The organism is Pseudonocardia halophobica (assembly GCF_027922425.1).
Lineage (GTDB): Bacteria > Actinomycetota > Actinomycetes > Mycobacteriales > Pseudonocardiaceae > Pseudonocardia > Pseudonocardia halophobica.
Genome location: NZ_BSFQ01000006.1, coordinates 148,902 through 175,587 on the forward strand (window position 1 = coordinate 148,902; position 26,686 = coordinate 175,587).

The window sequence follows — 26,686 nt, forward strand, 5'->3', positions numbered from 1 at the left end:
AGAATGCGTCACTGGCACGATGACTCCCATGCGGATCGCGTGCGTCGGCGCCGGCCCCGGCGGGCTCTTCTTCGCCGTTCTCGCGACGAGAATCCCCGGCGTCACCGATGTCACCGTGTTCGAACGGGCCGCGGAAGGCGCGCCGCGCGGATGGGGCGTCGTCTTCTGGCCGGACCTCGTGGCACAGGTCGAGGCCGTCGACCCGCCTTTCGCCGAGTCGTTGCGGGAATTCCGCTACACCTGGCACGACCAGGTCGTCGAGCTCGACGGATCCGACGTGCGGTTCACCGCGTCGGGTTACGCCATGGGGCGCCACCTCATGCAGAAGCTGCTCGTCGACCGGGCGCGCGAGGTCGGGGTGCGCGTCGAGTTCGAGCGGCCGATCGGGCGCGCGGCCGACCTCGAGGGGTACGACCTGGTCGTCGCGGCCGACGGAGTGCGCAGCGTCCTGCGGGACCAGGCCTCCGCCATCCGTACGGAGGTCGTCGAGGGCCGCAACCGCTACATCTGGCTGGGCACGGAGAAGCAGTTCTCCTCGTTCAGCTTCCCTTTCGTGAAGAGCCCGGCGGGCTGGCTGTGGGCGCACGCGTACGCCTTCGGCGAGGCCGGCAGCACCTTCATCGTGGAGACGACCGAGGAGACCTGGCGGGCCCTCGGCCTCGACACGCTCGGTCCGGACGAGACGCTGCGCCTGCTCGAGTCGACCTTCGCCGAGCAGCTCGACGGGCACAAGCTCGTCCTGCAGGAGGAGGCGCGCGGAACTGCCCCCTGGCGGCGGTTCGCCACGGTCCGCAACTCGGCGTGGACGGACGGGACCCTCGCGCTGGTGGGCGACGCCGCGCACACGACCCACTTCAGCGTCGGTTCGGGCACCCGGCTGGCGCTGGAGGACGCGATCGCCCTGGCCCGGCACCTGGAGCAGGCGCCGACCCTCGCGGAGGCCCTCGCCGGGTACGGGCGCGAGCGCGCCGAGGCCCTGGAGGTCACGGCGCGGCAGGCCCGGTCGAGCGCGGCCTGGTTCGAGGCCGTCCCACGGTACGTCGAGCGCCCGGCCCGGGACTTCGCCCGGCTGCTGGTCGAGCGACGGCGCTTCGTCGCGCGCCGGACGCCGGGGCTCTACCTGGCGCTGCACCGGCTGACCACCGTGCCGGTGCTCGGCGCGGCGATCAACCGGACGCTCGCGGTCACCCGGACGGTTTTGCCGCGGGTGGTGGGGCCGCTGCGTCGCCGCTTCGCGGGCTGAGCAGGCGGGCGCGCACGTCCTGCACGAGCGCGGCGGCGACCCGTCGGGGCGGCTCGTGCCGGGCCCGCGCGGAGAGCACGCCGGGGACGTACCGGGTGAGCAGGGGCGTCGACGCCCGCTTGAGCTCGGCGTAGGCGCGGGTCGCGTGCCGCGCGGCGACCGGGGCGAGGCCGCGGACGGTGCACGGGACGAACCGGGTGTGGTGGGTCGTCCCGCGGTCGGCCCAGCGGAGCTTGTAGTCGAAGGCGTCGATGCGGAAGTCGAAGTCGAGGCCGAGGTCGAAGGCCAGCCGCACGCACTCCTCGATGAGGACGTTGCCGGCGCCCAGCGAGGCGCGGGACTCGTCGAACGCCATGACGAAGCCCTCGAGCGCGCGCCCGGAGCGGTAGCAGACCGAGGCGGAGATCAGCTCGTCGTCGAGCGTCACGCCGACGACGAGCGGGCGAACCGCCGCACCGGCGGGGGTCCCGTCGAGCAACTCGTGGAAGAACACCTCGCCCGACCCGTCGCTGATCCACGGCGTGGTCTTGTGCCGGCGGACCAGCCACTCGCGTTTGCGCGCGAAGATCCAGTCGACCGCCCGGTGCCCGAAGGCGGGATCGCCGTCGGAGCTGCGGAAGGCGACGGTGCCGGCCTTCTGCAGACGACGGCGGTTGCGCCGCATCTCCCACCGCAGCTTCTGGGGCCGGGTGGCCAGCCAGGCGTCGAACCCGTCCGCGGGCCGGACGGCGAGGGGCGAGGAGGTCGTCGAGGCGAATGCGAGCGAACCGAGACGACCGCCGACCGGGAGCGGTGCCTCGGGCTGGTGGTACACGGCGAGCACGTCGGCGAGCCGGGTCGCGTGCGCGGTCGCGAGCTCGAGGGCCTCCGCGGCGTGCTCGCCCGGCCGGACCAGGGGAGCGGCGTACTCCTGTGTGCTCCGGTTGCCGAGGTGGGCGGCCGTCGTGTGGCCGCGTCGGCGTTCGACGTGCAGGGGCCAGATCAGGAGGAGCTCGGCGCCGCGCCGCACGGTGATCACCGCCAGCTCGGCGCCGCGGGGCTCGGCCAGATGCGTCCACGCGACGCGGTTGTAGAGAAACGTCCGGCTCAGCGAATGATCGGGAACCGCGTCGAGCAGTTCGCCCCACCCGCTCTCGAGCGCGTCGAGTTCGGCCGTTGATCGCACCACCTCGACGGCAGGGCGAATGAAGGAATCCATGCCTGGGGAACTCCGACGTCGGGACGGCGCGATTCACGGGCGGCCGTGGCGTCTTCTCCACCGATCCGGCTGCCGGGAGAATTGAGCCTAAAGCAGCGCCGCGGGTGCCGCGATTCGGGCCGGAGCGCCCGAATTGTCTTCGGCGAGCTTCCTCCTCGCCTCACACCGACCAGGGCAGGCTGACGCGATGGTCGCCTCCCTCGTGCTGGTCGCCCTCGTCGTGCTCGCCGCCGTCAGCGGGGAGACCGGGCTGGGCGGGGCGGTCGCGCTCGCCGCCGTCGCGGTGCTGTGGTTCCTGGTCAACGGGCGGATGGAGGGGCCGACCCTCCTGATCGTCGCCCCGACCCACGGGCTCACCGGCGGCGATCTCGCCGGCATCGCCGCCCTGGTGATCGCCGGGTGGCGCGCCGCCGCGGTCCTGCGTCGTCGACGCGCCGCCTGAGGGGGTCGAGCGCTCCAGGAACCGCAGCAGCTCGACAGGGAAGGGCAGGACCAGGGTGGAGTTCTTCTCCGCCGCCACCTCGACGACGGTCTGCAGCAGCCGCAGCTGCAGCGCGGCGGGATTGGCGGCCATCACCTGGGCCGCCTCGGCGAGCTGCTTCGACGCCTGCAGCTCGCCCTCGGCCGTGATCACCCGGGAGCGGCGCTCGCGCTCGGCCTCGGCCTGCCGCGACATCGAGCGCTTCATCGACTCCGGCAGCACCACGTCCTTGATCTCCACGCGGTCGATGTGCACGCCCCAGCCGACCGCGGGGTTGTCGATCATCAGCTCGAGGCCCTGGTTGAGCCGCTCGCGGTTGGAGAGCAGGTCGTCGAGCTCGCTCTTGCCGATGATCGAGCGCAGCGAGGCCTGCGCGACCTGCAGGATCGCCGAGCCGTAGTCCTGGACGTCGACGGCCACCCGCACCGGGTCGACCACGCGGTAGTAGACGACGGCGTCGACCCGGACGGTGACGTTGTCGCTGGTGATCCCGTCCTGGGCCGGGATCGGCAGGGTCACGACCTGCATGCTGACCTTCTGCATGCGGTCCGCGATCGGGATGAGCGTCGCGAGCCCGGGCCCTCTCGTCTGCGGCTGCAGCCGGCCGAACCGGAAGACCACCCCCCGCTCGAACTGCTGCACCACGCGGACACTGGTCGCGGCGCTCACCAGCATCATGAAGCCGACGACCACGAGAACCATCCAGAGAACGGTCATCACGCGCCTCCCCGCAAGCCTGGATTATCGACCCGCTCCCGGCCGTTGACCAGGCCTTACCGGCAGACGAAGAGCCCGGCCGTGCGGGGCCCGACGCCCAGGGTGCAGGCCTCGCGGAGGTCGGCCTCGGTGTCGACGTCCCGGCGCAGGCCGGGCAGCTCACCGGTCAGCGGGACGGCGCCCGACTCCTTGTGTGCGACGGCGGAGCCGGGGCCGAAGCGGGGATCGAGGGGGGCACCCGCGGGGGCGAGGAGGAGCGTGGTGCCGTCGCCCTGGGCGTCGGTGCAGAAGGCGCGGGTGGCGGCTTGCGCGATCGCCTCGTCGAGCTCCTCGGGCTTCAGGGCCGGGAGGTCGGCCTGCAGGGCGCCGCGGGCGAGGTCGCGTGGCAGCAGCGCGGCCCCGTGGACGAGAGCGGCGTTGAGGCCCGCCGCCGGCTCGTCGCGCACGATCCGCACACCCGTCCCGGCCAGCTCCCGCCCGACGGTCGCGTCACTCGTCACGACGACGACGGCGGCCACGCGCCCGGCGGCCAGCACGGCGTCGAGGGTGTCCAGGGCGAGCGCGAGGGCGAGCTCGGCGTGCCGGGCCGGGTCGCCCACCCCGCCGTCGGCCGCCCCGCGCAGCCGGGACTTGGCCGCGTCGAGCCCCTTGACGGGCACGACCAGACCCACTTCGCGGCTGCTCACCACCCCATCGTTCCACTCGGGGAGCGTGTCGGTGGACCGCGCCCGGGCGGGCAGGGAAGGATCGGCGTCGATCGACGACAGGAGAGGGGCACCGGTGGCGCGCGAGAAGGGCGGGTTCTGGGTCGGGGTGGCGGCCGCGGTCTTCTATCCGCTGTCGTACCTGACGGGGAGCCCGCACTACGAGGGTCGTGAGCACCTGCCCGCGGAGGGCGGGGCGCTGGTCGTCGCGAACCACATCTCCTACCTGGACCCCGTGTACACGGCGCTGTGGGTGCACACCGCCCGCCGCGTGCCGCGCTTCCTGGCCAAGGCGAGCCTGTGGAAGATCCCGGTCTTCGGGAAGGTGCTGGCCGGCTCCGGGCAGATCCCGGTCTACCGCGACTCCGCCGACGCCCAGCAGAGCCTCCGCGCGGGCGTCGAGGGACTGACCGAGGGCAAGGTCGTGGTGATCTACCCGGAGGGCACGATCACGCGGGACCCCGAGGGCTGGCCCATGCACTCGCGCACGGGGGCGGCGCGGCTGGCGCTGTCGTCGGAGGTGCCGGTGTTGCCGATGGTGCACTGGGGAACCCGTGAGGTGTACGACCACTACAACAAGAAGTTCCGGCCACTGCCGCGGACGCAGATCACGGTGAAGGCCGGCGCGCCGATCGACCTGTCCGCGTACCGCGGCAGGCCGATCGACGCGACGATCCTCCGCGAGGTGACCGAGCTGTTCATGACCCGCTGCAAGGAGCTGCTCGCCGAGGTCCGGGACGAGACGCCGCCGCCGGGCTTCTACCGCCGGGCCGCCGGGGGCCGGACCGCCGAGGCGGCGACCCCGGAGGCCGAGCGGGACGGCGGGCCGGCGTGAGGGGCCTCGCCAAGATCGCGGTCCTCGGTGCCGGGTCGTGGGGGACGGCGTTCGCCAAGGTCGTCGCCGACGCCGGGCGCGAGGTCGTGCTCTGGGCGCGGCGGCCCGAGGTGGCCGCTGCGATCCGCGACCGCCACGAGAACGCCGACTACCTGCCCGGTGTCGCCCTCCCCGAGAACCTCTCCGCGACGTCGAACGCCGCGGCGGCGCTCGACGGTGCGGACGCCGTCGTCCTCGCCGTGCCGTCGCAGACGCTGCGGGCGAACCTGGCGGACTGGAAGCCGCTGCTCCCGCCGGGGCGGACGCTGGTGAGCCTGGCGAAGGGCGTCGAGCTGGGGACGCTCAAGCGGATGAGCGAGGTGATCGCCGAGGTGGCGGCGGTGCCGGCGGAGCAGATCGCCGTCGTCTCCGGACCGAACCTGGCGCGGGAGATCGCACAGGGCGAGCCGACGGCCACGGTGATCGCGTGTGCGGACCACGAGCGGGCAGTGGAACTGCAGGCCGCCACCTCGAACGACTACTTCCGCTCGTACACCAACACGGACGTCGTGGGCTGCGAGCTGGGCGGCGCGGGCAAGAACGTGATCGCGCTGGCCGTCGGGATCGCGGCGGGGATGGGGCTGGGCGACAACAGCCGCGCCTCGCTCATCACCCGCGGCCTGGCCGAGACCGCCCGCCTGGGCGCGGAGCTGGGCGCGGACCCGTTGACCTTCGCCGGGCTCGCCGGGCTCGGCGACCTGGTGGCGACGTGCTCGTCGCCGCTCTCCCGCAACCGCACCTTCGGCGAGCACCTGGGCCGCGGCGAGACCCTCGCCCAGGCCGAGGCGGCCAACCACGGGCAGGTCGCCGAGGGCGTGAAATCCTGTGTGTCGATCTGCGAGCTCGGGGAACGGCACGGGGTGGAACTACCGATCGCCGACGCCGTGCGGCGGGTGTGCCACGAGGGCTACTCGGCCACCGCCATGGCGAAGGAACTGATCTCGCGGGCGCCGAAGCCCGAGTGACCCCGTGAGTGGCAACTGCCCCTAGAGCGGCAGTCGGCACTCACGACCACCGCTGACCTGGGAGGACGATGAGCGGGGACGGGACGCGCTGCGTCTGGGGCGGGCATCCTCCGGGCGCGGTGGGCGACGCCGTGCACCCCGGCCCGGTGCTGTCGGCGACCTTCGACCTCGGGCTCCCGCACGACCCGCAGCCCGAGTACTTCTACGGCCGCGCCGGCAACCCGACGTGGAGCGCCTACGAGGCCGCGGTCGGCGACCTCGAGGGCGGGGAGTGCGTCGCGTTCGCCTCCGGCATGGCCGCACTGTCCACGGTGATGCGGCTGTGCGCCCGCCCCGGCACCGCCGTCGTCCTGCCGAGCGACGGGTACTACATCGCCCGGCTCGTCGCCTCCGAGGAGCTCGCGCCAATGGACGTCGAGGTGCGGGAGTTCGGGACGGCGGGGGCGTGGGAACCGCTCAACGGCGCCTCCCTCGTGCTGCTGGAGACACCGTCGAACCCGGGGCTCGAGGTGTGCGACATCCGAGCCATCGCCGAGGCCGCGCACGCCGCCGGCGCGCTGGTGGCCGTCGACAACACCACCGCCACGCCACTGGGGCAGAAGCCGCTGCCGCTGGGGGCCGACTTCGTCATCGCCAGTGACACCAAGGCGCTGGCCGGGCACGGGGATGTCGTCCTGGGGCATGTGACGTGCGCCGACCCGATCCTCGCTGGACGCGTCCGGGCCGCCCGCACCCGCAGCGGCGCGATCCCCGGCCCGATGGAGACCTGGCTGGCGCACCGGGGCCTCGGCACGCTCGACCTGCGGCTGGAGCGGCAGGCGAAGAACGCGCACGCGCTGGTCCAGGCGCTGCTCGGGCACCCCGCCGCGTCGAATGTCCGGTGGCCCGGCCTGCCCTCCGACCCCTCCCACGCGGTGGCGTCGCGGCAGATGCGGCGCTGGAACGGGATCCTGCGCTTCACGTTGCCCTCGGCCGAGGCGGTGGGGGAGTTCCTCGCCGCATCTCGGCTGGTGTCGTCGTCGACCAGCTTCGGCGGGCTCCAGACCTCCGCCGACCGGCGGGCGCGCTGGGGCGACGCCGTCCCACCCGGGCTCCTCCGGCTGTCGGCGGGCTGCGAGGACACCGACGACCTCGTCGCCGACGTGCTCGGGGCGTTGGACGCGGTGCGGAGCTGAGCCGTGGAGGCCGAGCCGCTCGACGCGACCACCCCGGCGGAGTGGCGCGCGTGGCTCGCCAAGCACGGTGAGACCGCACAGGAGGCCTGGGTCGTCATCCCGCACGCCCGCTCCGGCCGGCCCGGGCTCACACACCGGCAGGCCCTCGAGGAGGCGCTCTGCTTCGGCTGGATCGACGGCCTCTCCCGCAAGCACGACGCGTCGTCCCGCAAGCAGCGGTTCAGTCCGCGCAGCGCGCAGAGCGCGTGGAGCACCATCAACCGCGAGCTCGTCGCACAGCTGATCGCGGAGGGCCAGATGACGCCGGCGGGTCAGGCGGCGATCGACGTCGCCAAGGCCAACGGGATGTGGATGCTGTTGGCCGACGCCCAGGCAGGGATCGTGCCTCCCGACCTGCGTGCCGCTCTCGACGACGACCCGGAAGCCGCCGCGGGGTGGGAGGCGATGACACCCTCCACCCGTCGAGCCCACCTCGAGGCCCTCGCCCGGGCGAAGAAGCCGGAGACGCGGCTTCGCCGCATCGCCGCCACCGTGGCGGCAGCGCGCGACGAGGCCAGCTGAATCACGCTGGATTCGGAGATCACGAGCTGATAACGGATCCCGGGCGGCCGACGAACCACTCGGCAACGCGTAGGACGGCGGCGGGTGTCCCCCTCACACGGCACTCGTCAGCCGGTGCGGCCACGCTGCGGTCATCCCCCCGCCGCAGCGTGGCCGCACGTTCCCCGCTGTGATCACGTGTTTCGAGCGCCGAGAATCCGTGCCGCCGTGGACCGGTCAATCCCGCTTGTGGCGGCGCGGAGATAGAGGCCGTTGACGGCGGCGGCGACGAGTTCGGCGCGGTCAGGAGCCAGGCGTTGGGCCAGCTCATCCAACGCCCGGTCCCACCGCTCCAACTCGCCGCGGAGGTCGGGGCGGCGCGCGGCGAGCAGGTAAAGGTCGTACTCGGCGATCGTGCGCTCACGGTCCTGTGCCGCATAGTCGGCGATGAGGTCGGCTAGGCCCTCGAGTGACTCGACCGTGCTCAGGTCGTCGACGTACCGGTCGTTGACCTCCCGCAGCGCCGTGATCAGCAGCTCGTCAACGCTCGCGAAGTAGTACAGCACCGCACTGGGCGGCAGCTCCGCCTCCGCGGCGACCGCCCGCTGCGTCACCGCCGCCACGCCGCTCCGGCCGACGAGCCGGAGCGTGGCGTCGAGCAACGCCCGACGCCGGATCGCCCCCTTGCGGAGCCGTCCGTCGGCGATCTCAGGCGGCATGCGAGGTCCGGCCCAGCTCCAACGCGAGCACCCCGGCGATGACCAGCACGATCCCGCCGACCTGCACCCAGCTCAGCGACTCGCCGAGGAAGAACGCACCGATGAGGGCGATGAGCGCGACCCCCACGGCCGCCCACACCCCGTACGCGACGCCGATCGGCATCCCGCCGGAGAGCGCCCGGGAGAGCGAGTAGAAGGCGATGCCGTAGCCCAGCACCACGATCACCGACGGCCAGAGCTTGCTGAAGCCGTCCGAGAAGCGGAGGGCGACCGTGCCGGTCACCTCGGCCACGATCGCACCGGCGAGCCAGAACCACATGCCCGCCAGGCTACTTGAGCGATCGCTCCAGAAGTCAGAGGAACATCATCAGCAGGATCGCGAGCAGCGCCAGCACCGGCAGGGCCGCGGCAGCCCACACCAGCGGGTCCCGACGCCGGCTGACCTCGACGGGCTCGGGCAGCTCGGCCAGGTAGTCGTCGAACTTGACCCGGGGCTCGGGCACGCCGTGCTGCGGCACCACGGGCAGGAGCTGGGTGGCGGGCTCGATGTCGGGCAGGACGAGCGGGCGGCGGGGGCTGGACACGGCGTTCCTCTCTCGGCGGGACTCGACAGGCTCATCGCCGGCCGGAGCCCCCGCGTGACAGGAAGCCGCCGACATCGTCATCTCTGACGACGCCGCGCGCGAAGAACCTGCCAAGTGCGGATTCCGGCAACCACCAGACCTGCTATGCCCGCGAGATCGCCGCCGGTCAAGCCCTTGCTCTCGGAGACGGCGACGAGCACGACGCCTTCCATCGGCTTGTTGACCAGCAGCCAGGCAACGGAGACGAGAGCGAGGAGGGCGGCGCCCACGAGCCCCGTCTCGCTGCTGAACCCCGCCAGGACCACGAGGAGGACGAGGACGACGGCGGCGAGCATCTACAAAGTGTCCCCGACCGGCCGGTGGAGACCGAGGCCACTCGGCGGCCGATCATGGCCGCTCACCAGCACCGCGTGTCCGCCTCAATATCACACGTGCGTAACCCGGCTCTCGTATGGTCGACTTACCTCATCCGAGCGGAGGTGGTCGCGTGCCGGATCGACAACCCCAACCCCTCGTCGCCGTCCCCGAACCCGGGGAGGGGGAGACGGGGGCAGGGAGTGCCGGGGTGACGGCTCTCCCGCCGGGTTCACGGGTGCTGCTGCTCAACGCGAGTTTCGAGCCCCTCGCCGTCGTCACGGCCAAACGCGCGATCGTCCTGATGCTCTCCGGTAAAGCCGAGTGTGTGCAGGCCGCCCTCGAAGGGGCGGCCTTCCATTCGGAGAACCTGACTGTCCCCGCACCGTCCGTCATGCGGCTCTCCCGGTACGTGCGGGTGCCCTACCGCCGCGCGGTGCCCATGACCCGGGCCGGCGTCCTGCGCCGCGACCTTCGGCGTTGTGGCTACTGCGGCAAGAAGGCCGACACGATCGACCACGTGATCCCGCGCAGCCGGGGCGGCGCGCACAGCTGGGAGAACTGCGTCGCCGCCTGCAGAGCCTGCAACTCGAAGAAGGCCGACAAGCTGATCGACGAGATCGGCTGGGCCCTGCGAATCACGCCGAAGCCGCCGAGTCGAGCAGCGGGGGGAGTGCTGGTACTGGCCGTCGAGCCGCATCCGGCCTGGGAGCCGTGGTTGGCCCAGGCCGCCTGATACTCAAACGGCCCGCCCCCGAGCGCGGGGACGGGCCGTTCGCGCACTGATCGGGGCGGTGGGCCGATCAGTACGACCCGCCGCAGGGCGCGGCGGGAGTCTCTGCCCCGATGGTCGCCGAGGAGTGCCCGTTCGTTAACCCTCGGTGCTGGAGATACTCAGCTTTGATGAGGATGCGGGGTCATGGCCGGAAGGCCGCGAGCGACGGCAGCGCAGCCCCGTTCCAGTCGAACATCGTGAGGTTGGCGTAGGGGTTGCCCTCGCCGTGGTCCCAGCCCACCCCGGGGAGCCAGGCGGGTTCCCACACGACGAAACCGCGGCCGCGGCCGTCGGGCACCCCGTTCACCACCGTCCGCAGCCCCTCGAAGTAGGCGGCCTGGCCCTCGGGTGTCGCCGGGAACCGGGCTGCATCGGGCAGTTCGTCGAGGCGCGCCGCGTAGTACTCCGTGCCGTCGGCCCTCTCGAGCGTCCACGGGTACGAGGTCTCGACGACCACGACATCCTTGCCGTACCGGCGCGCAAGATCACCGAGGTTCGCGGCGAGTGTGTCCAACGAGCCGTGCCAGAACGGGTAGTAGGACAGGCCGATCAGATCGAACTCCACTCCGCGGGAGGTGACCGCGTCGTAGAAGTAGCGGGCTCCGCCGTTGTCGCCGCCTCGGTCGATGTGGACCATCGTCTCCAGAGGTGCGGTGGCCCCGTCGAGCGCTCCCGCGAGACCGGCCTTCAGGAGCTGGACGAATGCGTCCCAGTGCTCGTGGCCCCGCTCGTAGACCTTGCCGACGGGCCACAGCATCCCCGTCGTGATCTCGTTGCCGACCTGGATCATCGCCAACGGCGTGCCCTGCCGCGCGAACGCCGCGACGGCGTCGCGCGTGTAGCCCCGGACGGTCTCGCTCAGGCGCCCCAGGTCCTGGTCGGCCCAGGCCCCGGGCTCGGACTGGCTGTACTGGTCGGCCCAGAAGTCCGAGTAGTGCAGGTCGAGCAGGATGTCGCAACCGGCGTCGTGAGCCCGTCGACCGAGCGTGAGCGCGGACTGGAGTGTGCTGTATCCGGGGGGCGGGTCGACCCACGCCCGCAGGCGAACGAGGTTCGCACCGCGGGCCGCCAGGAGCCGCTCGACCGGTGCCGTCACGCCGCCGTCGTCGTACCGTGCGCCGATCGCCTCCATCTGCAGAGTGAAGGAGAGGTCGGCACCCCGGATCCGCTCGCGGGGGATCGGGCCGGAGACAGCTCCGACCTCGGGAGCGCTGCATCCAGTCACGGCCGCACCCACCAGAAGTCCGGCGGCGGACAGCAGTTGCCGTCGGGTGGGCACGGAGATCCTCCGGAACGGTCGGGCTGCGGGACGGAAAGGCGCCTGGCCGGCGGCCCGGGTCGGGCCGCCGGCCAGGTCACGGTACTGCGGTCAGTGCTGCGAACGGCCGAGCGCACGCACCGTCCATCCCGCCGATCGCCACGCGGCCATGTCGAGGGTGTTCCGCCCGTCGATCAGCACCGGCTCGCGGACCACCTTCAGCAGGCGGCCGGCGTCGAGCTCCCGGTACTGCGTCCACTCGGTGAGGTGCAGGACGAGGTCGGCCCGCTCGCACGCCTTCTCGATGTCCAGCGCGTAGTCGAGCGTCGGGAACTGGGCGCGGGCGTTGTCGATCGCCTCGGGGTCGTGTACCCGGACCTGACCGCCCTGCAGCTGGATCGCGGCCGCGATGTTCAGCGCGGGCGAGTCCCGCACGTCGTCGCTGTCGGGCTTGAAGGCGGCGCCGAGGATCGCGACGTTCTTACCGAGGAACGACCCTCCCACCAGCTCGCGGGCCAGGTCGACGGTGCGCTGGCGACGCCGCATGTTGACCTCGTCGACCGCCTTGAGGAAGGAGAGCGCCTCGCCGACGCCGAGCTCGCCGGCGCGGGCCATGAACGCGCGGATGTCCTTCGGCAGGCAGCCGCCGCCGAACCCGACGCCGGCCGAGAGGAACCGCCGCCCGATGCGGGTGTCGTGCCCGATCGCGTCGGCCAGGGTGACGACGTCGCCACCCGCGGCGTCGCAGACCTCGGCCATCGCATTGACGAACGAGATCTTCGTGGCGAGGAACGAGTTCGCCGCGACCTTGACCAGCTCGGCCGTCGCGAGGTCGGTGCTGATGTACGGGCAGCCGGCCGTCAGCATCGGCGCGTAGACCTCGCGCAGCATCGCGTCGGCCCGTTCGGAGGTCACGCCGACCACGAGCCGGTCCGGGCGGAGGGTGTCCTGGACCGCGAAGCCCTCCCTCAGGAACTCGGGGTTCCAGGCGAGCTCGGCGTCGACCGCCGGGTTCAGCTCGGCGATGCGCCCGGCGAGCCGGGCCGCCGTGCCGACCGGGACCGTCGACTTGCCGACGACGAGGCTGCCGTCGCGCAGGTGCGGCGCCAGCCCGTCGACGACCGCGTCGACGTACTTCATGTCGGCCGCGTAGGAACCCGGCTGCTGCGGGGTGCCGACACAGACGAAGTGGACCTCGCCGAACTCCCCGGCCTCCTGCAGCGAGTCCGTGAAGCGGAGGGACCCCGCGTCGACGGTCCGGCGCAGGAGTTCGGGCAGGCCCGGCTCGAAGAACGGCGGCCGGCCCTCGGACAGGGCGGCGAGCTTGCGGGGGTCGACGTCCACGCCGAGCACCTCGTGGCCGGAGTCGGCCATGCAGGCGGCGTGGACGGCGCCGAGGTAGCCGGTGCCGATGACGGTGATGCGCATGGTGTGTCCCTGGTGGTCAGGTGGCGGGGTAGCCCGAGGGGTTGAGTCGCTGGAAGCGCCACGCGTCCTCGCACATCGCGGTGAGGTCGCGGGTGGTCCGCCAGCCCCACGCCCGCTCGACGCGGCCGGGATCGGCGATGAGCATCGGGACGTCGCCGGAGCGGCGGCCCTCCATGCGGTAGGGGATCGGTCGCCCGACGGCGCGGCCGAACTCGGCGATCAGCTCCAGGACGGAGGCGCCCCGCCCGGCGCCGAGGTTGAACACGCGCAGACCCGGCTCGTCGTCGAGGTGGTCGAGCGCGACCCGGTGTCCGTCGGCGACGTCGACGACGTGGATGTAGTCCCGGATGCAGGTCCCGTCCGGGGTCGGGTAGTCGTTACCGAAGACGGGCAGCTCGTCGAGCCGTCCGACGGCGACCTGGGCCATGTAGGGCAGGACGTTGTTCGGGACGCCGGTCGGATCCTCCCCGAGCATGCCGCTGGGGTGCGCGCCGATCGGGTTGAAGTACCGCAGCGCGATCACCGACATCTCGGGGTACCGCACGCATGCGTCGCCCAGCAGCTGCTCGCAGATGTACTTGGTGCGGGCGTAGGGGTTTGTGGGCCCGGCCGGGTCGTCCTCGTCGAGCGGGACCTTGCTGGTGTCGCCGTAGATCGAGCACGACGACGAGAACACGAGCCGGTGCACGCCGTGGTCGTTCATCGTGCGTAGCAGGGCCGTGGTGCCGCCGATGTTGATGTCGAAGTAGTCCAGCGGGATCCGCACCGACTCGCCGACGGCCTTCTTGGCGGCGAAGTGGATCACGGCATTGATGTCGTGGTCGACGAAGACGGCGTCGAGCGCCGCGCGATCGCGCAGGTCCGCGTGGTGCAGGGTCAGCGGGCGGCCGGCGAGCTTCATCACCGCGTCGACCGCGCCGGGCGAGCTGTTCGAGAAGTCGTCGACCACGACGACCTCGTGGCCGTGGTCGAGCAGTTCGACGCAGGTGTGGCTGCCGATGAAACCGGCGCCGCCGGTTACCAGAACGGTCTCGGGCATAGTGGTTCCTTCCGGTCCCGGCTACCAGCCGAAGACGGACACGAAGTAGGCGGGGTACCGGGCGACGGCGACGGCGACCGGGGCGACGGCGAGGCAGGCCACGATCAGCGGCACCGCCGCGGTCTGGCGAACGGCGGAGGCGAACCGTCGCCCCGCGATGCGGGCCGCCTCCTGCGCATGGAGCAGCGGGACGGCGATGCCGACGCCGGCGTAGGTCACCCCGGCGAGCAGACAGAGGAAGACGTAGCCCGCAGCCTGGGTGAAACTCTCGGCGTAGAGCGAGGCGCCCGACATGACGAGCGTGACCAGCACGTACGGCAAGATCAGCCGGAGCGGCAGCGGTTCGAGCCCGCCTGCACCCTTGGGCGTGACCTTGAAGGTCGTCGGCCGGGGCCGGATCTTGTACAGGATCCCGACGGCGACGCCCCGCGCGATGTACGGCCACCGGGTCAGGCAGTACAGGTAGTTCTGCCAGCTGATCAGCGGCGCATCGGCCGGCCGGAGGAGGCCTCGTCGCTTGAGGAGCATCGCCAGCACCAGGACCCAGATCGAGATCGACCACCAGTGCAGCAGGAAGCCCACGTAGTCGACGTTGATCCACGGCACTCCGAGGACGGCGGCGATCGGAGCCAACGTGAGTCCGCCGACGGTCGTGAGGGCCAGCAGCGAGTAGAAGATGAGCGCGTAGACGAACCGGATCCGCAGCCGCCAGGGCAGCCGGGGCAGGTGGCGGGGGACCAGGCCCAGCATCACGACGGTCAGGCTCCGGGACCACTGGAACTCCTGGACCAACATCGCGGAGAAGGTCAGCGGCCCGTCGCCGTGCGCGTGGGCGTCGATGGCGAACGCGCCCTGCCAACCCGCCGAGTTGAGCAGGAAGGTGGTGGAGAAGTCCTCGGCCAGTTCCGGGCCGAGGCCGCCGATCTGCCGTAGAGCCTGCGTACGCACCGCGTAGTGCGAGCCGATGCACACCGGCGCGAGCCCCGCGCTGTGCCCGAGCTGTGCCGGCCCGTGGAAGGTCGCCTCGCGGTGCAACCGACCCATCGCGGACCACGACCGGTCCACATTGGTGTCACAGACGCTGGGGGCGGATACGTAGCCGATGGCGTCGTCGGCGAACGGGCGCACCATCTCCGCGAGGTAGCCGGGTTCCGGCTTGTGGTCGCAGTCGAGCTGGGACACCACGTCGTAGTGCTCGTACCCGTAGTGGTCGTAGAAGTAGGCGAGGTTGCCCTCCTTGACCTTCGTCCGACGCGGCCAGGAGTCACGGTGGTACGACGTGACGCCCTGGCGGGTCGAGATCCGCACGCCGTGCTCGGCGCACCACCGCCAGATCTCGTCGGTCGGCGCCTCGTCACAGAGCCAGACGTCGTAGGGATGGGGGTAGTCCTGCGTGAGCATCGCCTGCAGGGTGGCCTTCGCGACCTCGAACGGTTCCGACGGCGCCCGCGTGACGACGAAGGCCACCCGCAACGGCGGCACCCCGATCCGGGGCGAGATCCGCTTGAGCCTGTTGACCCCCACCATGAAGTAGATCGGCAGGCAGGACAGGTAGACGAGCAGGCAGCTGTTGATCGCGAGACCCACCCAGGTCACGCGGTGGCTCGGCTGGAACCACCAGACCCAGAAGTAGACCAGGCAGGCGACCCAGCCCGCCGACAGCAGGGCGACGACCACGCGGTCACGCGTCGACAGGACCGGCACGAACGACCTCGGGTCCACTCTGCGGCGCCGGTTGCGGCGGCGGTCGAAGGCCGGGCCGTCCCGATCGATCCGCGTGATCTGTCCCTGCGACAGCTCGGTCACGGCCTCGTAGGGATCGGTCGGCGGCGCCGGAGCGGTCGTGACGGGCGGCACGATCCGGAGGCGGGTCGTGACCGCGGTGGACAGGTCGTCTCGAGCCTGTGCGGCCGACTGTCGGCGCGCGGCTCCGTGCATCGGATGGCCCTCTCGGGTCGGGAAGGACGGGACTGCGGGACGACCGCGGCCGGGGTCGGGGAATGCGCTGGTCATGGTGCCGATGACGGGCGGTGCGGCCGGGTCAGGCCACTGCCGCCCGTGTCGTCCCGACGGCAGCCGGACCGACCTGCGCGGGAACCTCGACGGTGGGGGCGCCGTCCATCTGGCCACCGGCGATGGCCGGCCGGGCGGCCACGACCTCGTCCAGGTTCTGACGGAAGTAGTCGACGGTGAGCTGTAGGCCCACCTCGGCCGGGATCTCCGGGTTCCAGTCGAGGACCTCCTGCGCCCGGGTGATGACGGGCCTGCGGCGGGTCGGGTCGTCGATCGGCAGGGGGTGGTACTCGATGGGCGAGTCCGAACCGGTGATCCCCAGGACGAGCTCCGCGAGCTCGCCGACGGTCCGCTCTACCGGGTTGCCCAGGTTGACCGGACCCGCGTCGGTGGATTCGATCATCGCGACGAGACCGGCCACGAGGTCGTCGACGTAGCAGAAGCTGCGGGTCTGGGTGCCGTCGCCGTAGATGGTCAGCGGGTCCCCGTTGAGCGCCTGGGCGATGAAGCTGGTCACCACGCGTCCGTCGTGCGGCCGCATGCGGGGACCGTAGGTGTTGAAGATGCGGACGATCCCGGTGTCGACCCCGAGCGTCCGCCGGTACGCCGAGGTCAGCGCCTCGGCGAAGCGCTTGGCCTCGTCGTAGATGCTGCGCGGGCCGATGGGGTTGGCGTTGCCCCAGTACGACTCCGGCTGCGGGTGCACGAGGGGGTCGCCGTAGATCTCGCTGGTCGACGCGAGCACGAAGCGGGCGCCGTTGGCCTCGGCCAGGCGCAGCGCGTTCTCGGTCCCGCGGCTGCCGACCGCCATCGTCTCCAATGGACGGCGGTGGTAGTCCGGCGGCGAGGCCGGGCTCGCGAGGTGGGCCACGGCGTCGACCGGACCGGGGACGGTGAGCTCCGCCGACACGTCTGCGACGACGAGCGAAAAACGGGAATTCACTGTCAGATGCTGGACGTTCCCGGCACGGCCGGTCGACAGGTCGTCGACGCAGACGACGGTGTCACCGCGTGCAATCAGGGCGTCACAGAGGTGCGATCCGAGGAATCCGGCGCCGCCGGTCACCACAATTCGCATGACTTCTCCAGGGCAGGGGGAATGGGCGTGAGCGTGCTGATTCGGGGAGCGGACGCGGACGGCGTCGTCGCGTTGCGGCATGGCTCGGTGCGCCACGCTCAGTCGTTACGTCGGGTGGTGTCGATCACACTCAACCCGTGTCTTCGCAGCGCACGGCGCCTGGATTGTTACAGAGGCGTTGACGCTGCGTGTTAATGTCGTCGCAGTCCTGTCGGGGCCGACCGTGCGCGACCGTCGAGATCATCAGAACAGTGGATGGAAGGGTGGGGATCGGTAACGATCTCCGCCGGACCGGCGAATATGAGCGTATTCGCGGGTCAGTCGTCCGCGGACGTCTCCCATTGCGAGCACCCCGTGATGCACGGTTCTCAGGCAGTGGGAAACGTCGAGGAAACATCCGTTCCCCTCGTCCGCCCCGGAGGAGACCCGCATGGCCCCGCCCACGGGCACCCGCGCCGAGATCGTCCGCCGGATGCTCGACTCGGTCCCTCCAGGACTGTCCGTCCTGGACGAGAAGTCCGCCGGCCTGCTCTCCAGCTCGACCGACGAGCTCGAACGGATCTCCGGAGGGACCGCCGAGCACGACCGGTTCCGAGCAGTCGTCCGACGGGGCGTAGCCGGTCTGCGGCCCCTCGATCTCGCCGGGGAGACGGTTCTCGTCACCGGCGGAACGGGGTGCATCGGTACCGCGCTCCTCGAGCAGCTCGCCGCGACACCACACCGCCGGATCGTCAGCCTCAACCGCGGTATGACTCGTCCTCGACACCTCGTGCCCGGAGTCGAGTACCAGCAGGTCGACGTCCGGTCGGCCGACGACGTCGGTGCCGCGTTCCGCCGGATCCGGCCCGACGCCGTCTTCCACCTGGCGGCCGTCCGCGACCCGGGTGCGGCGGAGCGCGAGGTGCGCCGGACCGTGGAGACGAATGTCCTGGGCAGCCGGAACGTGTTCCGGGCGGCCGAGGAGGTGCGAGCGGGCCGGCTCGTGTTCGCCTCGACCGGCAAGGCGGTGCGCTACTTCACCCGCGACGTCTACGCCGCCACGAAGAAGATCGGCGAGGCTCTGCTGTCGGGGGTGACTCTCCCGGTGACCTCGGCCGTGCGGTTCACACACGTCGTGGACAACAGCCTCATCCTGGGCAAGCTGCGCCAATGGTGCGAGGGCGGCACGATCCGGCTGCACTCACCCGACATCGCCTTCTACGGCCAGTCGGCCCTCGAGTCCGCGCAGCTGATGGCGGCGGCGGCCGAGCGGTCCGGCTTGGTGACGCTGCGGAACCTGCAGTGGCCCTTCTCGTTGCTCGACCTCGCCCTGGGCGTTCGCCGTGAGGCGAGCAGCAGTGCCCCGATCTACTTCTGCGGGTACGAGGCGGGCTACGAGGCCGGCGTACACCCTGCGTCCTATGACCCGGGGACGGCGGGCGACGCCGGCCCTCTGATCAATGCGCTCGAGTCGTACTCGTGCGACTCGATTCTTTCTGATCAGGCGAACCGGATCGGCCTGCGGGGACGGCAGTCCGAGGCGGTGAAGGTGCGCATTGCGGAACTCGTGTCGGCGTGTGGCGACGGCGCGTCCGACGCCCGGCTTCGTGTGGTGCTGGCGGAGGCGACGTGGTCCGCCCTTCGGGCCTGCCTCCACTCGGCTCCGGCCGACGATCTGCAGCGTCTCGGGCGCTTCGCCGCGTCGGCCCACCCGGGTCGGGCAGCCCATCCCGACCACCTCCTGGTCGACGACGTCATCGCCGAGGCGGTCCGGCCGAGCGGTCTGGCCGCGGGAGTCTGAAGGCTCAGGTTCCTGGTTTGCGTGCGACCAGCCGCTCGACCACGCCGAGGGCGAACCGCTCGCGTCGCTCGACCTGCAGTCCGGCCGCGAGGACGTGGTCCAGCGGACGTCGCCGGAAGTGCTCACCGCCGACGGGGATCGAGATCCATTCCGTCATGCGCTGCACGAGCCGGACGACCGCCACGGACGACGCGACGTGGTCGGCGAGGAGGAGCCGGCCGCCCGGGCGCAGCACGCGCACCATCTCGTCGACCGCTCGCCGATCATCGGGGATGCTGCAGAGCACGAAGGTGCACACGACGGTGTCGACGGACGCGTCGGGGAGGTCGAGGTGCTCGGCGTCGCCCACCCGGAGGTCGGCGTCGAGGCCCAGCCCCGCGGCACGTTCCTGCGTCGCCTGGATCATCGCCGGGCTCAGGTCGATGCCGGTCAGCCGGACGTCGGACGAGTAGTGGGGCAGGTTCAACCCGGTTCCCACACCGACCTCGAGGACCGTGCCCGCCGCCTGCGCGCAGACCCAGGCTCGGCAGTCGCGGAAGAGCACCTTGTCCAGTCGGCGCATCGACCGGTCCGTCGCGTCGACGCTCCCGTCCCAGCACCGCGCCCATCGCGCCCTCTGCCTGTCCGTGACCATCCGCCCACCTCCCTCGTCCGCGCCGGATCCTTTCGTGCGCGACACGCGCAGGTGCCTCCGGGGAGGGCAGCCCCGGGAACGACCTGCCGCGTGTCAGCCGGCAAGATCCACCTTCGTCACGGACCCGTCCGCGTTGTACTGGTAGCCGTAGCGCCCGTCGGGACTCACGACGAGCTCCGCCGCCACCGCTCCCACGGGGATCGTCCTGGTGACGATCGCCCGTGCCGTGTCGACGACCAGGAGCGAGCCCGCAGCGTCCGCGACGTAGAGGATGGCGCCCTCCGGTGCCCAGGCGAGTGCTCGTGGCCCGGTCGGGACCTGCACCGACGCGGTGGCGGCGCCGCCCGGCCACTCGAGCACGGCGACGGTCGCCCCGGTCGCCACGGCCAGCTGCTGCCGGACGCCGGTCTCCCTGATCGCGATGACCGCGGGAGGACCGGGCAGGGGAATGGTGGTCCCCACGGCGCTGTCCGCGAGTGTCACTCCGAGGGCCGCCGTGTCGGCGTTCGCGAGGAACCAGGCCCGGCCGTCGAGCCCGACCCGTAGCCAGTCCGCCGCGAGGGGCGATGGCGGAGTCGTGACGGTGCCCGTGCTCGTGTCGACGAGCGCGACCGCCCGGCGCCCGGGAAGGGCGGCGACCAGTTCCGGTCGTCCCGGGACCGGCCGGACGGAGGCAGCGGCAGCGGGGAGCTGAAAGCGGCCGACCTCTGACCGTGCCACGGGATCGAGCACGACGACGGCCGGTACGGCGCCGCCGAGGCTCGCGAACACCTGTGACCCGTCCAGGGAGACCGAGAGGGCGCGGACCTCGCCGCCCGTGACCGGGATGGTCACTCCGCCAGCGAGGTCGGTGGCCGGGAGCGCACGCACCCCACCCGTCGCCGCCAGGTAGAGCGTCGCGCCGTCGGGGGAGAGGGCGGAGCGGTCGGTCCCGATGGCGCGGAACGATCCGGCACTGTCGGCGCCCCGGGCCGGTGGAGCCGCCGCGACGGCCGCGCCGCCCGTCGGCCCGCTGTTGACCTGGCCGACCACCGCCGCGCCACCGACGATCACGAGCGCGGCCGCGGCGGCGAGGAGCGCGAGGTGGCGTTTCTTCCGCCGGGCCCCGGCCGCGGACGGAGCCGACCGGTCACCCGCAGCCCCGAAGGGCGGCGGAAGGTCCGGTGTCCCGATCCGCACGGTCGGAGGGGGCAATGGTGCGCCCGCCGGAGCCGAGGGAGGCGGCGGGGAATGCGGCACCGTGACCGCGGCTTCGGGCGGCGGGAGCGCCGGACGGGGCGGCGGACCGGCAGGCCGTCGCGCCGCCGTCGGCACGGGGGGGTGGAGCCACGACCAGTGCAGCCGGTCGAGCGACTCCGGCGGCAGCCCGGCGGCGACGTCCTGGGGCCGGGGATCCTCCCAGAACACCGGTCGGACGAACCCCTCCCGTCCGAGGCGCAGCGCGTACTCCCATTCGTCGCGCACATGCTCGGACCGCATCGCGTTGTGGGACCAGAAGAGCTGGAAGACGTCCGCCTCCTCGATCAGCTCCCGCAGCCGCGGCTCCCACCGCTCCCCGGCCCGCAGCGCCGCGGAGTCGACGATGTACCGGTCCCCGATCACCGACACCGCCGACGACACCGCCCGCACGATGTCCGCATCCCGGTGCGAGTACGAGGCGAAGATCTTGCGGTACCGGACCGCGACGTCGCGCTCCCGCGGCGGCGTCGCGGCCTGCCGGCCGCGGGTCACCGCGATCCGGAAGGTGACCTCGCCGATGAGCACCACGCCGAGGAAGATCCGCACCCCGCCGCTCAGGGACCGGCCGACCGCCCGCTCCGACGCCCGGATGCGGAACTCGACCTTGTGCACGGCCTCCTCCCAACGGAAGGCAGCCGACGGCGGGTTGACCTCGCCCTCCCGCAGCCAGGGCTCGACCACGATCTCGTCGCCGTGGGCCAACCGCTGCGCGGCAGGGGCCGCGACCGACCCGTACGGCTCGGAGCGGTCGGCGACCGCCCGCTCGGCGGCCTTCTGCACGAGGTGCGTCGGGTCCACCGTCTCCCCGGAGTCGGGGTCGACGACGGCGTCGGTCTTGTGGGCGAAGAGCAGCAGTGGGGTCCAGGTCTTCGCACTGACGGTTGCGGGCCGGTGGACGGTGAACTGGACGTCGTCGTCCCACGCCACGGGCTCCGCCTCTGCGAGCACCACCCGGTCGTGCTCCGCGAGCACCGCGGCGCCTCGTGCGGCGACGATGTCCGGCTCGCCCGGGAAGCAAAGGACCGAGGCGGGAAGGTGCTGCTCCAGGAGTTCGCGCAGGAGCGGTGTGCGGGACCATCCGCCGACGACGGCCACGCACCGCAGCCCGTCGCCGCGGCCCTCGGGAAATCCGGCTGCCCGCAGGGTCGCCATGAGTGCGAGGACCGCGCTGCTGATCGGCAGCGCCAGGACCATCTCGAGCTGCCGGCGGTCCAGGTGGACCTCGCCGCCGACGCCGACGACCGTTGTGTCGGCTGCGGTCGTCAGCTCCTCCCGAGCGCGGCGCACGGCGGAGACCGACAGCTCGACGTCGGGACCGAGTCGCCGGCGCAGCGTCTCGTCCGCCCCGTCGGCCCCGGGCGAGGTCTCCGTGGACAGGACCTCGAACCGACCGGCGCGCCGCACGACGACGGCCGTGGTGCACTGCGTCGCACCGGCGTCGAGTACGGCGACGGAGCGCGCGTCGCCGGCCTCCTCGGTGGCGGCGAGGTGCGCGGCCACGGCCTCGTGGGTCGTGACGATCCGCGTCGCGGGCAGGTCGAGGAGGCGCACCGCGGCGGCGAGCCTGTCCCGGTGCGCCTCGTCCCACGAGGTCGGGTGGGCGATCACCGCCGCGTCCGGCGGACCACCCTCCCGGTCCGAGACGACGTCGACGATCGTCCGGAGGAGACGGACGAGGGCACCGGGCGGGGCGTCGTCGCCGAGCGGCCGGATCGGCCCCTCGGGCTCACCGAGAACGGCCTGTGCGTGCTCGTCGAGCCGGTAGCGGGTGGGCACGACGGCAGCCACGCCGGCCAGGACGACGGCGTCGGTGATCCCCTGTCGACACACCGCCGCGGCCACCGTGGACATGCCGATGTCCACGCCCAGCGCGTAGCCCTCGCGGTCCACCGACTCCCCTGACCTTCGACGCACGTGTCACCAAGGTCGCGGAGAGTGTCCGGCGCGTTACGCAGCCCGGCGATGCTTCTGACGGTGCGTAGTTGTCCATACGCACATCCCGCACCCCGGACTGTGCCGTCAGGCCGATGACGGCGGCGTCCGGCGCTGACATCGTTGTACCGCGTGGTCCGGACCACAGCACCACCCTGAAGGCGTCGTGCGGCATCGTCGTGGCCGGCACGAGGTCTGTGGTCTCCTGTCCAGAGTCCCCGCGTCGCATCACGCCAGGAGGAGAAGGGCCGTCGTCACTGCCGCGACGGCGCCGGTGATCGGCGGCGGTAGTGCTTCGGCGAGCCGGGCGAGTTGCCGGATCGACAGCCCGCACAGCTGCTGCAGACGGATCACGGCACCCGCGACCGCGGCTCCGTACTCGTAGGCGACGAGGGGCGGCCGCGCGCCCCGCGAGCGGAAGCCGGTGCTGATCCAGTACTCGGGCAGAAGGAGCACGCCCGCGGCCACGACGGCCACATCCTCGGTCATGCGCGCGATGACTCGGAGAGAGGTCGGGAGCACCCGGCTTCCCACGAGCGCGGCCGCCAGGCCGACGAGAACCACGAGCAATAGCCCCTGGAGGAAGGCGATCATTGTTTCCCGTCGGCCGGGCGCGACTGGTCGGGTATCGGTATGGGTGGATGCTCCGGCGGCCTGATGAAGCGTTCGACGGAATCCTTCAACAGCTGCAGTGCCACTCTGGCCTGCTCGTCGATCTCCCACCTCTCGATCACGCCCGATTCCAGGAGCCTGCTGACGAACTCGGTCGCGTGCCGCCAGTTCTCGTGGCGCTCCTCCCGGAGGATCTCGACCACCTTCGCGACGTCATCGGGGTTGTGGGCGACCTGCAAGGCAACCTGTGCCAGCTCGCCCTCCGCGAGGAGCACGCGGTAGCGATCCACCCGCGCGCCGAGCACGTCGTCGCTGTTCCGTTCCTGGAGGACACGGAGCCGGTGGGTCCGGTCCTCGAGCTCGATCCGGTGGCCGATCTCGTCGATGCTGGTCCGCTGACGGACGGAGGTCGCATTCATCGTCAGCCGCAGATAGACGGACGTCCGCAACCCGTAGACGCTCCCGACGTCGTGCCGTCGCGCCTCGTCGAGCGCCGCGATCTCGGCCTCGGCGACCGCCTCCGCAGGAAAGCGGCGCGTGACGGTCCCGAGGACCTCCTCCAGCGGAGCGGTCAGGACCTCCCGGATGTCGCGGACGGCATCCTGCACGACGAGCATCGGGTCCGTCACCCGCCATCGCACGCTCGCCTTCGCGTGGAACGCATACGTGTCCCCCTTGGACGGCAGGTCGAACTCGATCGTCGTGTGCCGGAGGCCGGTGTCGACCTCGTAGACCGTCCCGGCGCCGGCCCAGAACAGCTCGCCCGCGGTCGGTCGGGCATGGGGCTCGAACAACCGCGAGCGGCCCTTCGCGTCAATGATCACCAAGGCCACCCGAGCGCTCGGGTGTGGCCGGGACCGGAGTGCGGAGAACCGGGTCTGGTGCCGCTCGCGCAGGACGGGGTCCGCGCCCTGCAGCGCAGACGGCGAATTCGATCCGCCCGCCACGGCGTCCGATCGGTGCGGCCGAGACGTTCCCTCCACCGCGTCCCGGTCCGATCGATTCTCACGGGGCTTCTGGTCATCCGGCGTCTTCCCGTCGGGCTGGGTCATGCCGAGGCGCCCTCTCGTGACGCCGTGGCCGCGATCGCTGCGGTGATGCGCTCCGCAGAGCGGGGGGACAGGGGGTCCGCCCACCGACGCCGACGGCTGTCCACGGCATGGAGCAGCCGCCGTCGATCGCGCTCCCCGTCGACCAGATGCGGCACCAGTCCCAGGAAGGCGTCGAGTGTGGCGGGATCATCCTCGGCGATCTGCCACCACGAGCCGATGGAGTTCATGAGGACCGATCCCGCGAAGCGTTCGGACAGGACCGAGCGGAGGATGTCACCGACGGGCTCCCACAACCTCCCGTCCTCGTTCGGCAGGCCGAGAAGGATCGGCCACCGCCGGCGATCGGCCTGTGTCCGCGGCTGGTCGCCGAACACCTCCGTGTCGCTGCCGATCGACGACATCCGCAGTCCGGCCATGAGCACGACGCACTGCTGACCGAGTTCACGCACGCTCGGACGCTCGTGGCTCAGCCAATCGCGCACCTTCCGGAGCACCGCATGGCGGTCGTCTGCGTTGGCGAAGAGCCGTGCTGCGCTGAGCGCGCTCACGAGGCGCAGGTCCCAGACTTGCGCGGCATGCCGGCCGGGCACGTCGTCGGGCGCGATCAACTCCCATGGTGTGCCTATCACCCGGAGCTCCTCGAAGGATCTGTCGATCGAGCGCTTGCCGATCCCGTAGCCGAGGCAGCGCGCCGCTGTCCAGCGCAGGGCCAGCTCGTCCGAGCGGCGCCACCGCCGCAACTGCGCCTCGACGACCTCGCGCGTCCGCTCGTCGAGAGCAGCGTGATCGAGCGCCAGGGCGGCGAAGGTCCGCCGTCCGATCCACGTCTCGTCGTCCGCGTCGTCATCGTCTGGTGTGTCGCGGTCCGGATCATGTGCCCTCGCGGGCGGGCGCACCTCGGCGGCTCGGGCGATGAGAGCCGGGAACGTGTGGGTGAAGTCCGCAGCAGCCAGCAGGCCCGCTGCCTGGGCCGCCCGGTTGCGCACGAGGGCCTGCGGGTGGGCGGACAGCCGCCACAGCCACTCCACGACCGGTTCGCGAAGGGGAAGGTGCCGCTGCCACACGTACGTCAGCAGAACCGCAGGCGTCCGTCGGTCCCGGTACCGGACGACCTGCGACGGCACCGGCACACCGTCCATCGTGACGTCACCTTCCGCGGTCTCGGCGTCGAGTGCTGCCAGGACCGTGTCGTCGGTCTCGGACACCACGGGGCGGCCGAGCGTGGGTGCGTTCCCGCCGGCGTGGACCAGCAGGTCTGCGAGGTCGGCCGCTGCGGTGCTCATGATGTGCAGCGGGAGGTCGTCGAATACAGCGAGAGCCATCCGGAGCGCAGCGGTCCTGAGCCTGCGTTCCGTGACGTCGCGACGCACCGATTCGCCGAGGTCGGCGAAATACTCGGCGATCCGCCGGGACAGGAACCCGGCCGCGGCGGTGCGCAGTTCCTCGAGCGTCAGCCGCTCCTTCATGTGATCGACCAGCAGAAGTGCGAGCCCCGCGATCTCGGCCGGGCGAGGCGTGGGGCCCAGAGCCTCCCGGACCTCTGGTGCCTCTGCACACCTCAGGAGTTCGTCCACAGTCATGATGTCGTCCGGACGGCGATGAAGCTCGAGGAGGCCCTGCAGGAGCGCCTCGTAGGGCGGCGGGGCGCACTCCAGGAGGTAGTCGCCGAGTGCGTGGAGGACGGCCGGAGTCGGGGGCGCCACCAGGACGAAGTACCCTCGGCGGCGCTGCAGGAGGGCGGCGAGGCGGTCGGCCTGGGCCTCGGTGGGTGGAAGGCGTCGCTCCGTGATCTCGGCCAGGGTGCCGGTGCCTTCGGCGATCGTCTGCTCGTCGACGTCGCCGAGGTCGGTTCCCGGCCCCAACCGGAAGACCTTGCCCTCGCTCACCGTGTCGAGCAGGTGGAGCCCGGTGGTCGCGCGGCCGCTACCGGGATGCCCGACGAGGACGAGTAGCCGCCGCGCATCGAGGGCGGTGAGCATCTCGTCGTACCCCGGCACGGCCACGTACTGCTCCCGGAGCAGCTCCAGCCGTTCCTCCCGGACCTGACCGGCCTCGGCCGCACGCTGCCGCGGGCCACCGACGTAGATGCGGTCGCCCACGTGGACCCGCTGATCACGACCGCCGGTGATCATGGCGGTGGCAATGGGACGGAGGGCTTTCCGACCGCGGAGGAGCTGAGCCTGGTCGGCGTCGTCCTGCAACGCCTTCCGGTCCGTGCCCGTGGCCGGCGCAGAGCCGTCCCCGATGCCGCTCGACGAGGCTCCTGGGTTTCCCCCGGCAGGACCGGGAGCG

At 71.9% G+C, this 26,686-nt stretch carries 24 protein-coding genes; 7 read left to right on the forward strand and 17 right to left on the reverse strand.

Annotated features, from left to right (window positions below; translation table 11 throughout):
* The first annotated feature begins 28 nt into the window (after positions 1-28).
* Positions 29-1,243 carry an FAD-dependent monooxygenase gene (locus PKE99_RS10260; RefSeq protein ID WP_081924059.1) on the forward strand — a complete coding sequence of 405 codons (1,215 nt, stop codon included), beginning with the start codon at positions 29-31 and terminating at the stop codon, positions 1,241-1,243.
* Here PKE99_RS10260 and PKE99_RS10265 read toward each other — a convergent pair.
* The 3 genes from PKE99_RS10265 to cofC form a co-directional block, all read right to left on the reverse strand.
* The gene (locus PKE99_RS10265; RefSeq protein ID WP_081924060.1) at positions 1,185-2,441 is read right to left on the reverse strand and encodes a GNAT family N-acetyltransferase; all 1,257 of its coding nucleotides are present in this window, start codon (positions 2,439-2,441) and stop codon (positions 1,185-1,187) included. The two genes, PKE99_RS10260 and PKE99_RS10265, sit on opposite strands and share 59 nt — an antisense overlap.
* Positions 2,442-2,601: 160 nt before the next feature.
* The gene (locus tag PKE99_RS10270; RefSeq protein ID WP_231498178.1) at positions 2,602-3,639 is read right to left on the reverse strand and encodes a slipin family protein; all 1,038 of its coding nucleotides are present in this window, start codon (positions 3,637-3,639) and stop codon (positions 2,602-2,604) included.
* Between the two features lie 56 nt (positions 3,640-3,695).
* Positions 3,696-4,325, reverse strand: coding sequence for a 2-phospho-L-lactate guanylyltransferase (gene cofC / locus PKE99_RS10275; RefSeq protein WP_197040585.1), 630 nt, complete (start codon positions 4,323-4,325; stop codon positions 3,696-3,698).
* Between the two features lie 94 nt (positions 4,326-4,419).
* Here cofC and PKE99_RS10280 point away from each other — a divergent pair, with 94 nt between their 5' ends.
* The 4 genes from PKE99_RS10280 (at position 4,420) to PKE99_RS10295 (ending at position 7,918) form a co-directional block, all read left to right on the forward strand.
* Complete coding sequence (locus PKE99_RS10280) at positions 4,420-5,178, forward strand: lysophospholipid acyltransferase family protein (RefSeq protein WP_051737307.1); 759 nt, start codon at positions 4,420-4,422, stop codon at positions 5,176-5,178.
* On the forward strand, positions 5,175-6,182 hold the full coding sequence (locus PKE99_RS10285) for an NAD(P)H-dependent glycerol-3-phosphate dehydrogenase (RefSeq protein ID WP_037044903.1): 1,008 nt from the start codon (positions 5,175-5,177) through the stop codon (positions 6,180-6,182). Before PKE99_RS10280 ends, PKE99_RS10285 begins: the two co-directional genes overlap by 4 nt.
* A gap of 68 nt (positions 6,183-6,250) precedes the next feature.
* Positions 6,251-7,357 (forward strand): cystathionine gamma-lyase, encoded by a 1,107-nt coding sequence (locus PKE99_RS10290; RefSeq protein ID WP_037044906.1) that lies wholly within the window; start codon positions 6,251-6,253, stop codon positions 7,355-7,357.
* A 3-nt stretch (positions 7,358-7,360) separates the two neighbouring features.
* On the forward strand, positions 7,361-7,918 hold the full coding sequence (locus PKE99_RS10295) for a YdeI/OmpD-associated family protein (protein WP_037044908.1): 558 nt from the start codon (positions 7,361-7,363) through the stop codon (positions 7,916-7,918).
* Between the two features lie 173 nt (positions 7,919-8,091).
* Here the strand turns inward: PKE99_RS10295 and PKE99_RS10300 are convergent, their stop codons facing one another.
* The 4 genes from PKE99_RS10300 to PKE99_RS10315 all read right to left on the reverse strand — a co-directional run bounded on the left by PKE99_RS10300 (position 8,092) and on the right by PKE99_RS10315 (position 9,535).
* Complete coding sequence (locus tag PKE99_RS10300) at positions 8,092-8,616, reverse strand: TetR/AcrR family transcriptional regulator (protein WP_037044910.1); 525 nt, start codon at positions 8,614-8,616, stop codon at positions 8,092-8,094.
* Complete coding sequence (locus PKE99_RS10305; RefSeq protein WP_037044911.1) at positions 8,606-8,935, reverse strand: DMT family transporter; 330 nt, start codon at positions 8,933-8,935, stop codon at positions 8,606-8,608. The genes PKE99_RS10300 and PKE99_RS10305 overlap by 11 nt, the downstream gene beginning before the upstream one ends.
* A 34-nt stretch (positions 8,936-8,969) precedes the next feature.
* Positions 8,970-9,200: a hypothetical protein gene (locus tag PKE99_RS10310; protein ID WP_037044913.1), complete on the reverse strand. Its 231-nt coding sequence runs from the start codon at positions 9,198-9,200 to the stop codon at positions 8,970-8,972.
* Between the two features lie 77 nt (positions 9,201-9,277).
* Positions 9,278-9,535 (reverse strand): hypothetical protein, encoded by a 258-nt coding sequence (locus PKE99_RS10315; RefSeq protein WP_051737308.1) that lies wholly within the window; start codon positions 9,533-9,535, stop codon positions 9,278-9,280.
* A gap of 257 nt (positions 9,536-9,792) precedes the next feature.
* On the opposite strand from PKE99_RS10315, the gene PKE99_RS10320 reads away from it, so the two are divergent.
* Entirely contained in the window at positions 9,793-10,290 is a 498-nt protein-coding gene (locus tag PKE99_RS10320; protein WP_037044917.1) for an HNH endonuclease, read from the forward strand.
* A 181-nt stretch (positions 10,291-10,471) separates the two neighbouring features.
* On the opposite strand, the gene PKE99_RS10325 is transcribed toward PKE99_RS10320, so the two are convergent.
* From PKE99_RS10325 to PKE99_RS10345, 5 genes are all read right to left on the reverse strand, one after another.
* Positions 10,472-11,608 carry a glycoside hydrolase family 53 protein gene (locus PKE99_RS10325; RefSeq protein WP_037044920.1) on the reverse strand — a complete coding sequence of 379 codons (1,137 nt, stop codon included), beginning with the start codon at positions 11,606-11,608 and terminating at the stop codon, positions 10,472-10,474.
* A gap of 90 nt (positions 11,609-11,698) precedes the next feature.
* Positions 11,699-13,015, reverse strand: coding sequence for a UDP-glucose dehydrogenase family protein (locus PKE99_RS10330; RefSeq protein ID WP_037044922.1), 1,317 nt, complete (start codon positions 13,013-13,015; stop codon positions 11,699-11,701).
* A 16-nt stretch (positions 13,016-13,031) separates the two neighbouring features.
* Positions 13,032-14,054: a UDP-glucose 4-epimerase GalE gene (gene galE / locus PKE99_RS10335; protein WP_037044925.1), complete on the reverse strand. Its 1,023-nt coding sequence runs from the start codon at positions 14,052-14,054 to the stop codon at positions 13,032-13,034.
* A 21-nt stretch (positions 14,055-14,075) separates the two neighbouring features.
* The gene (locus PKE99_RS10340) at positions 14,076-15,911 is read right to left on the reverse strand and encodes a glycosyltransferase family 2 protein (protein WP_197040588.1); all 1,836 of its coding nucleotides are present in this window, start codon (positions 15,909-15,911) and stop codon (positions 14,076-14,078) included.
* 184 nt (positions 15,912-16,095) lie between these two features.
* On the reverse strand, positions 16,096-17,145 hold the full coding sequence (locus PKE99_RS10345) for a UDP-glucuronic acid decarboxylase family protein (protein ID WP_081924064.1): 1,050 nt from the start codon (positions 17,143-17,145) through the stop codon (positions 16,096-16,098).
* A 430-nt stretch (positions 17,146-17,575) separates the two neighbouring features.
* Here PKE99_RS10345 and PKE99_RS10350 point away from each other — a divergent pair, with 430 nt between their 5' ends.
* Positions 17,576-18,925: an NAD-dependent epimerase/dehydratase family protein gene (locus PKE99_RS10350; protein WP_037044928.1), complete on the forward strand. Its 1,350-nt coding sequence runs from the start codon at positions 17,576-17,578 to the stop codon at positions 18,923-18,925.
* A gap of 4 nt (positions 18,926-18,929) precedes the next feature.
* Here the strand turns inward: PKE99_RS10350 and PKE99_RS10355 are convergent, their stop codons facing one another.
* From PKE99_RS10355 to PKE99_RS10375, 5 genes are all read right to left on the reverse strand, one after another.
* A complete protein-coding gene (locus PKE99_RS10355; RefSeq protein WP_231498180.1) occupies positions 18,930-19,487 on the reverse strand; it encodes a class I SAM-dependent methyltransferase in 558 nt (185 codons plus the stop codon).
* A 165-nt stretch (positions 19,488-19,652) separates the two neighbouring features.
* Positions 19,653-22,688: a TIR domain-containing protein gene (locus PKE99_RS10360; protein WP_037044932.1), complete on the reverse strand. Its 3,036-nt coding sequence runs from the start codon at positions 22,686-22,688 to the stop codon at positions 19,653-19,655.
* 270 nt (positions 22,689-22,958) lie between these two features.
* Positions 22,959-23,324 (reverse strand): hypothetical protein, encoded by a 366-nt coding sequence (locus PKE99_RS10365; RefSeq protein ID WP_037044933.1) that lies wholly within the window; start codon positions 23,322-23,324, stop codon positions 22,959-22,961.
* Positions 23,321-24,394, reverse strand: a complete 1,074-nt coding sequence (locus PKE99_RS10370) for a hypothetical protein (RefSeq protein WP_156067488.1) — start codon at positions 24,392-24,394, stop codon at positions 23,321-23,323. The genes PKE99_RS10365 and PKE99_RS10370 overlap by 4 nt, the downstream gene beginning before the upstream one ends.
* A complete protein-coding gene (locus PKE99_RS10375; protein ID WP_271214870.1) occupies positions 24,391-26,373 on the reverse strand; it encodes a hypothetical protein in 1,983 nt (660 codons plus the stop codon). Before PKE99_RS10375 ends, PKE99_RS10370 begins: the two co-directional genes overlap by 4 nt.
* Positions 26,374-26,686 lie beyond the last annotated feature (313 nt).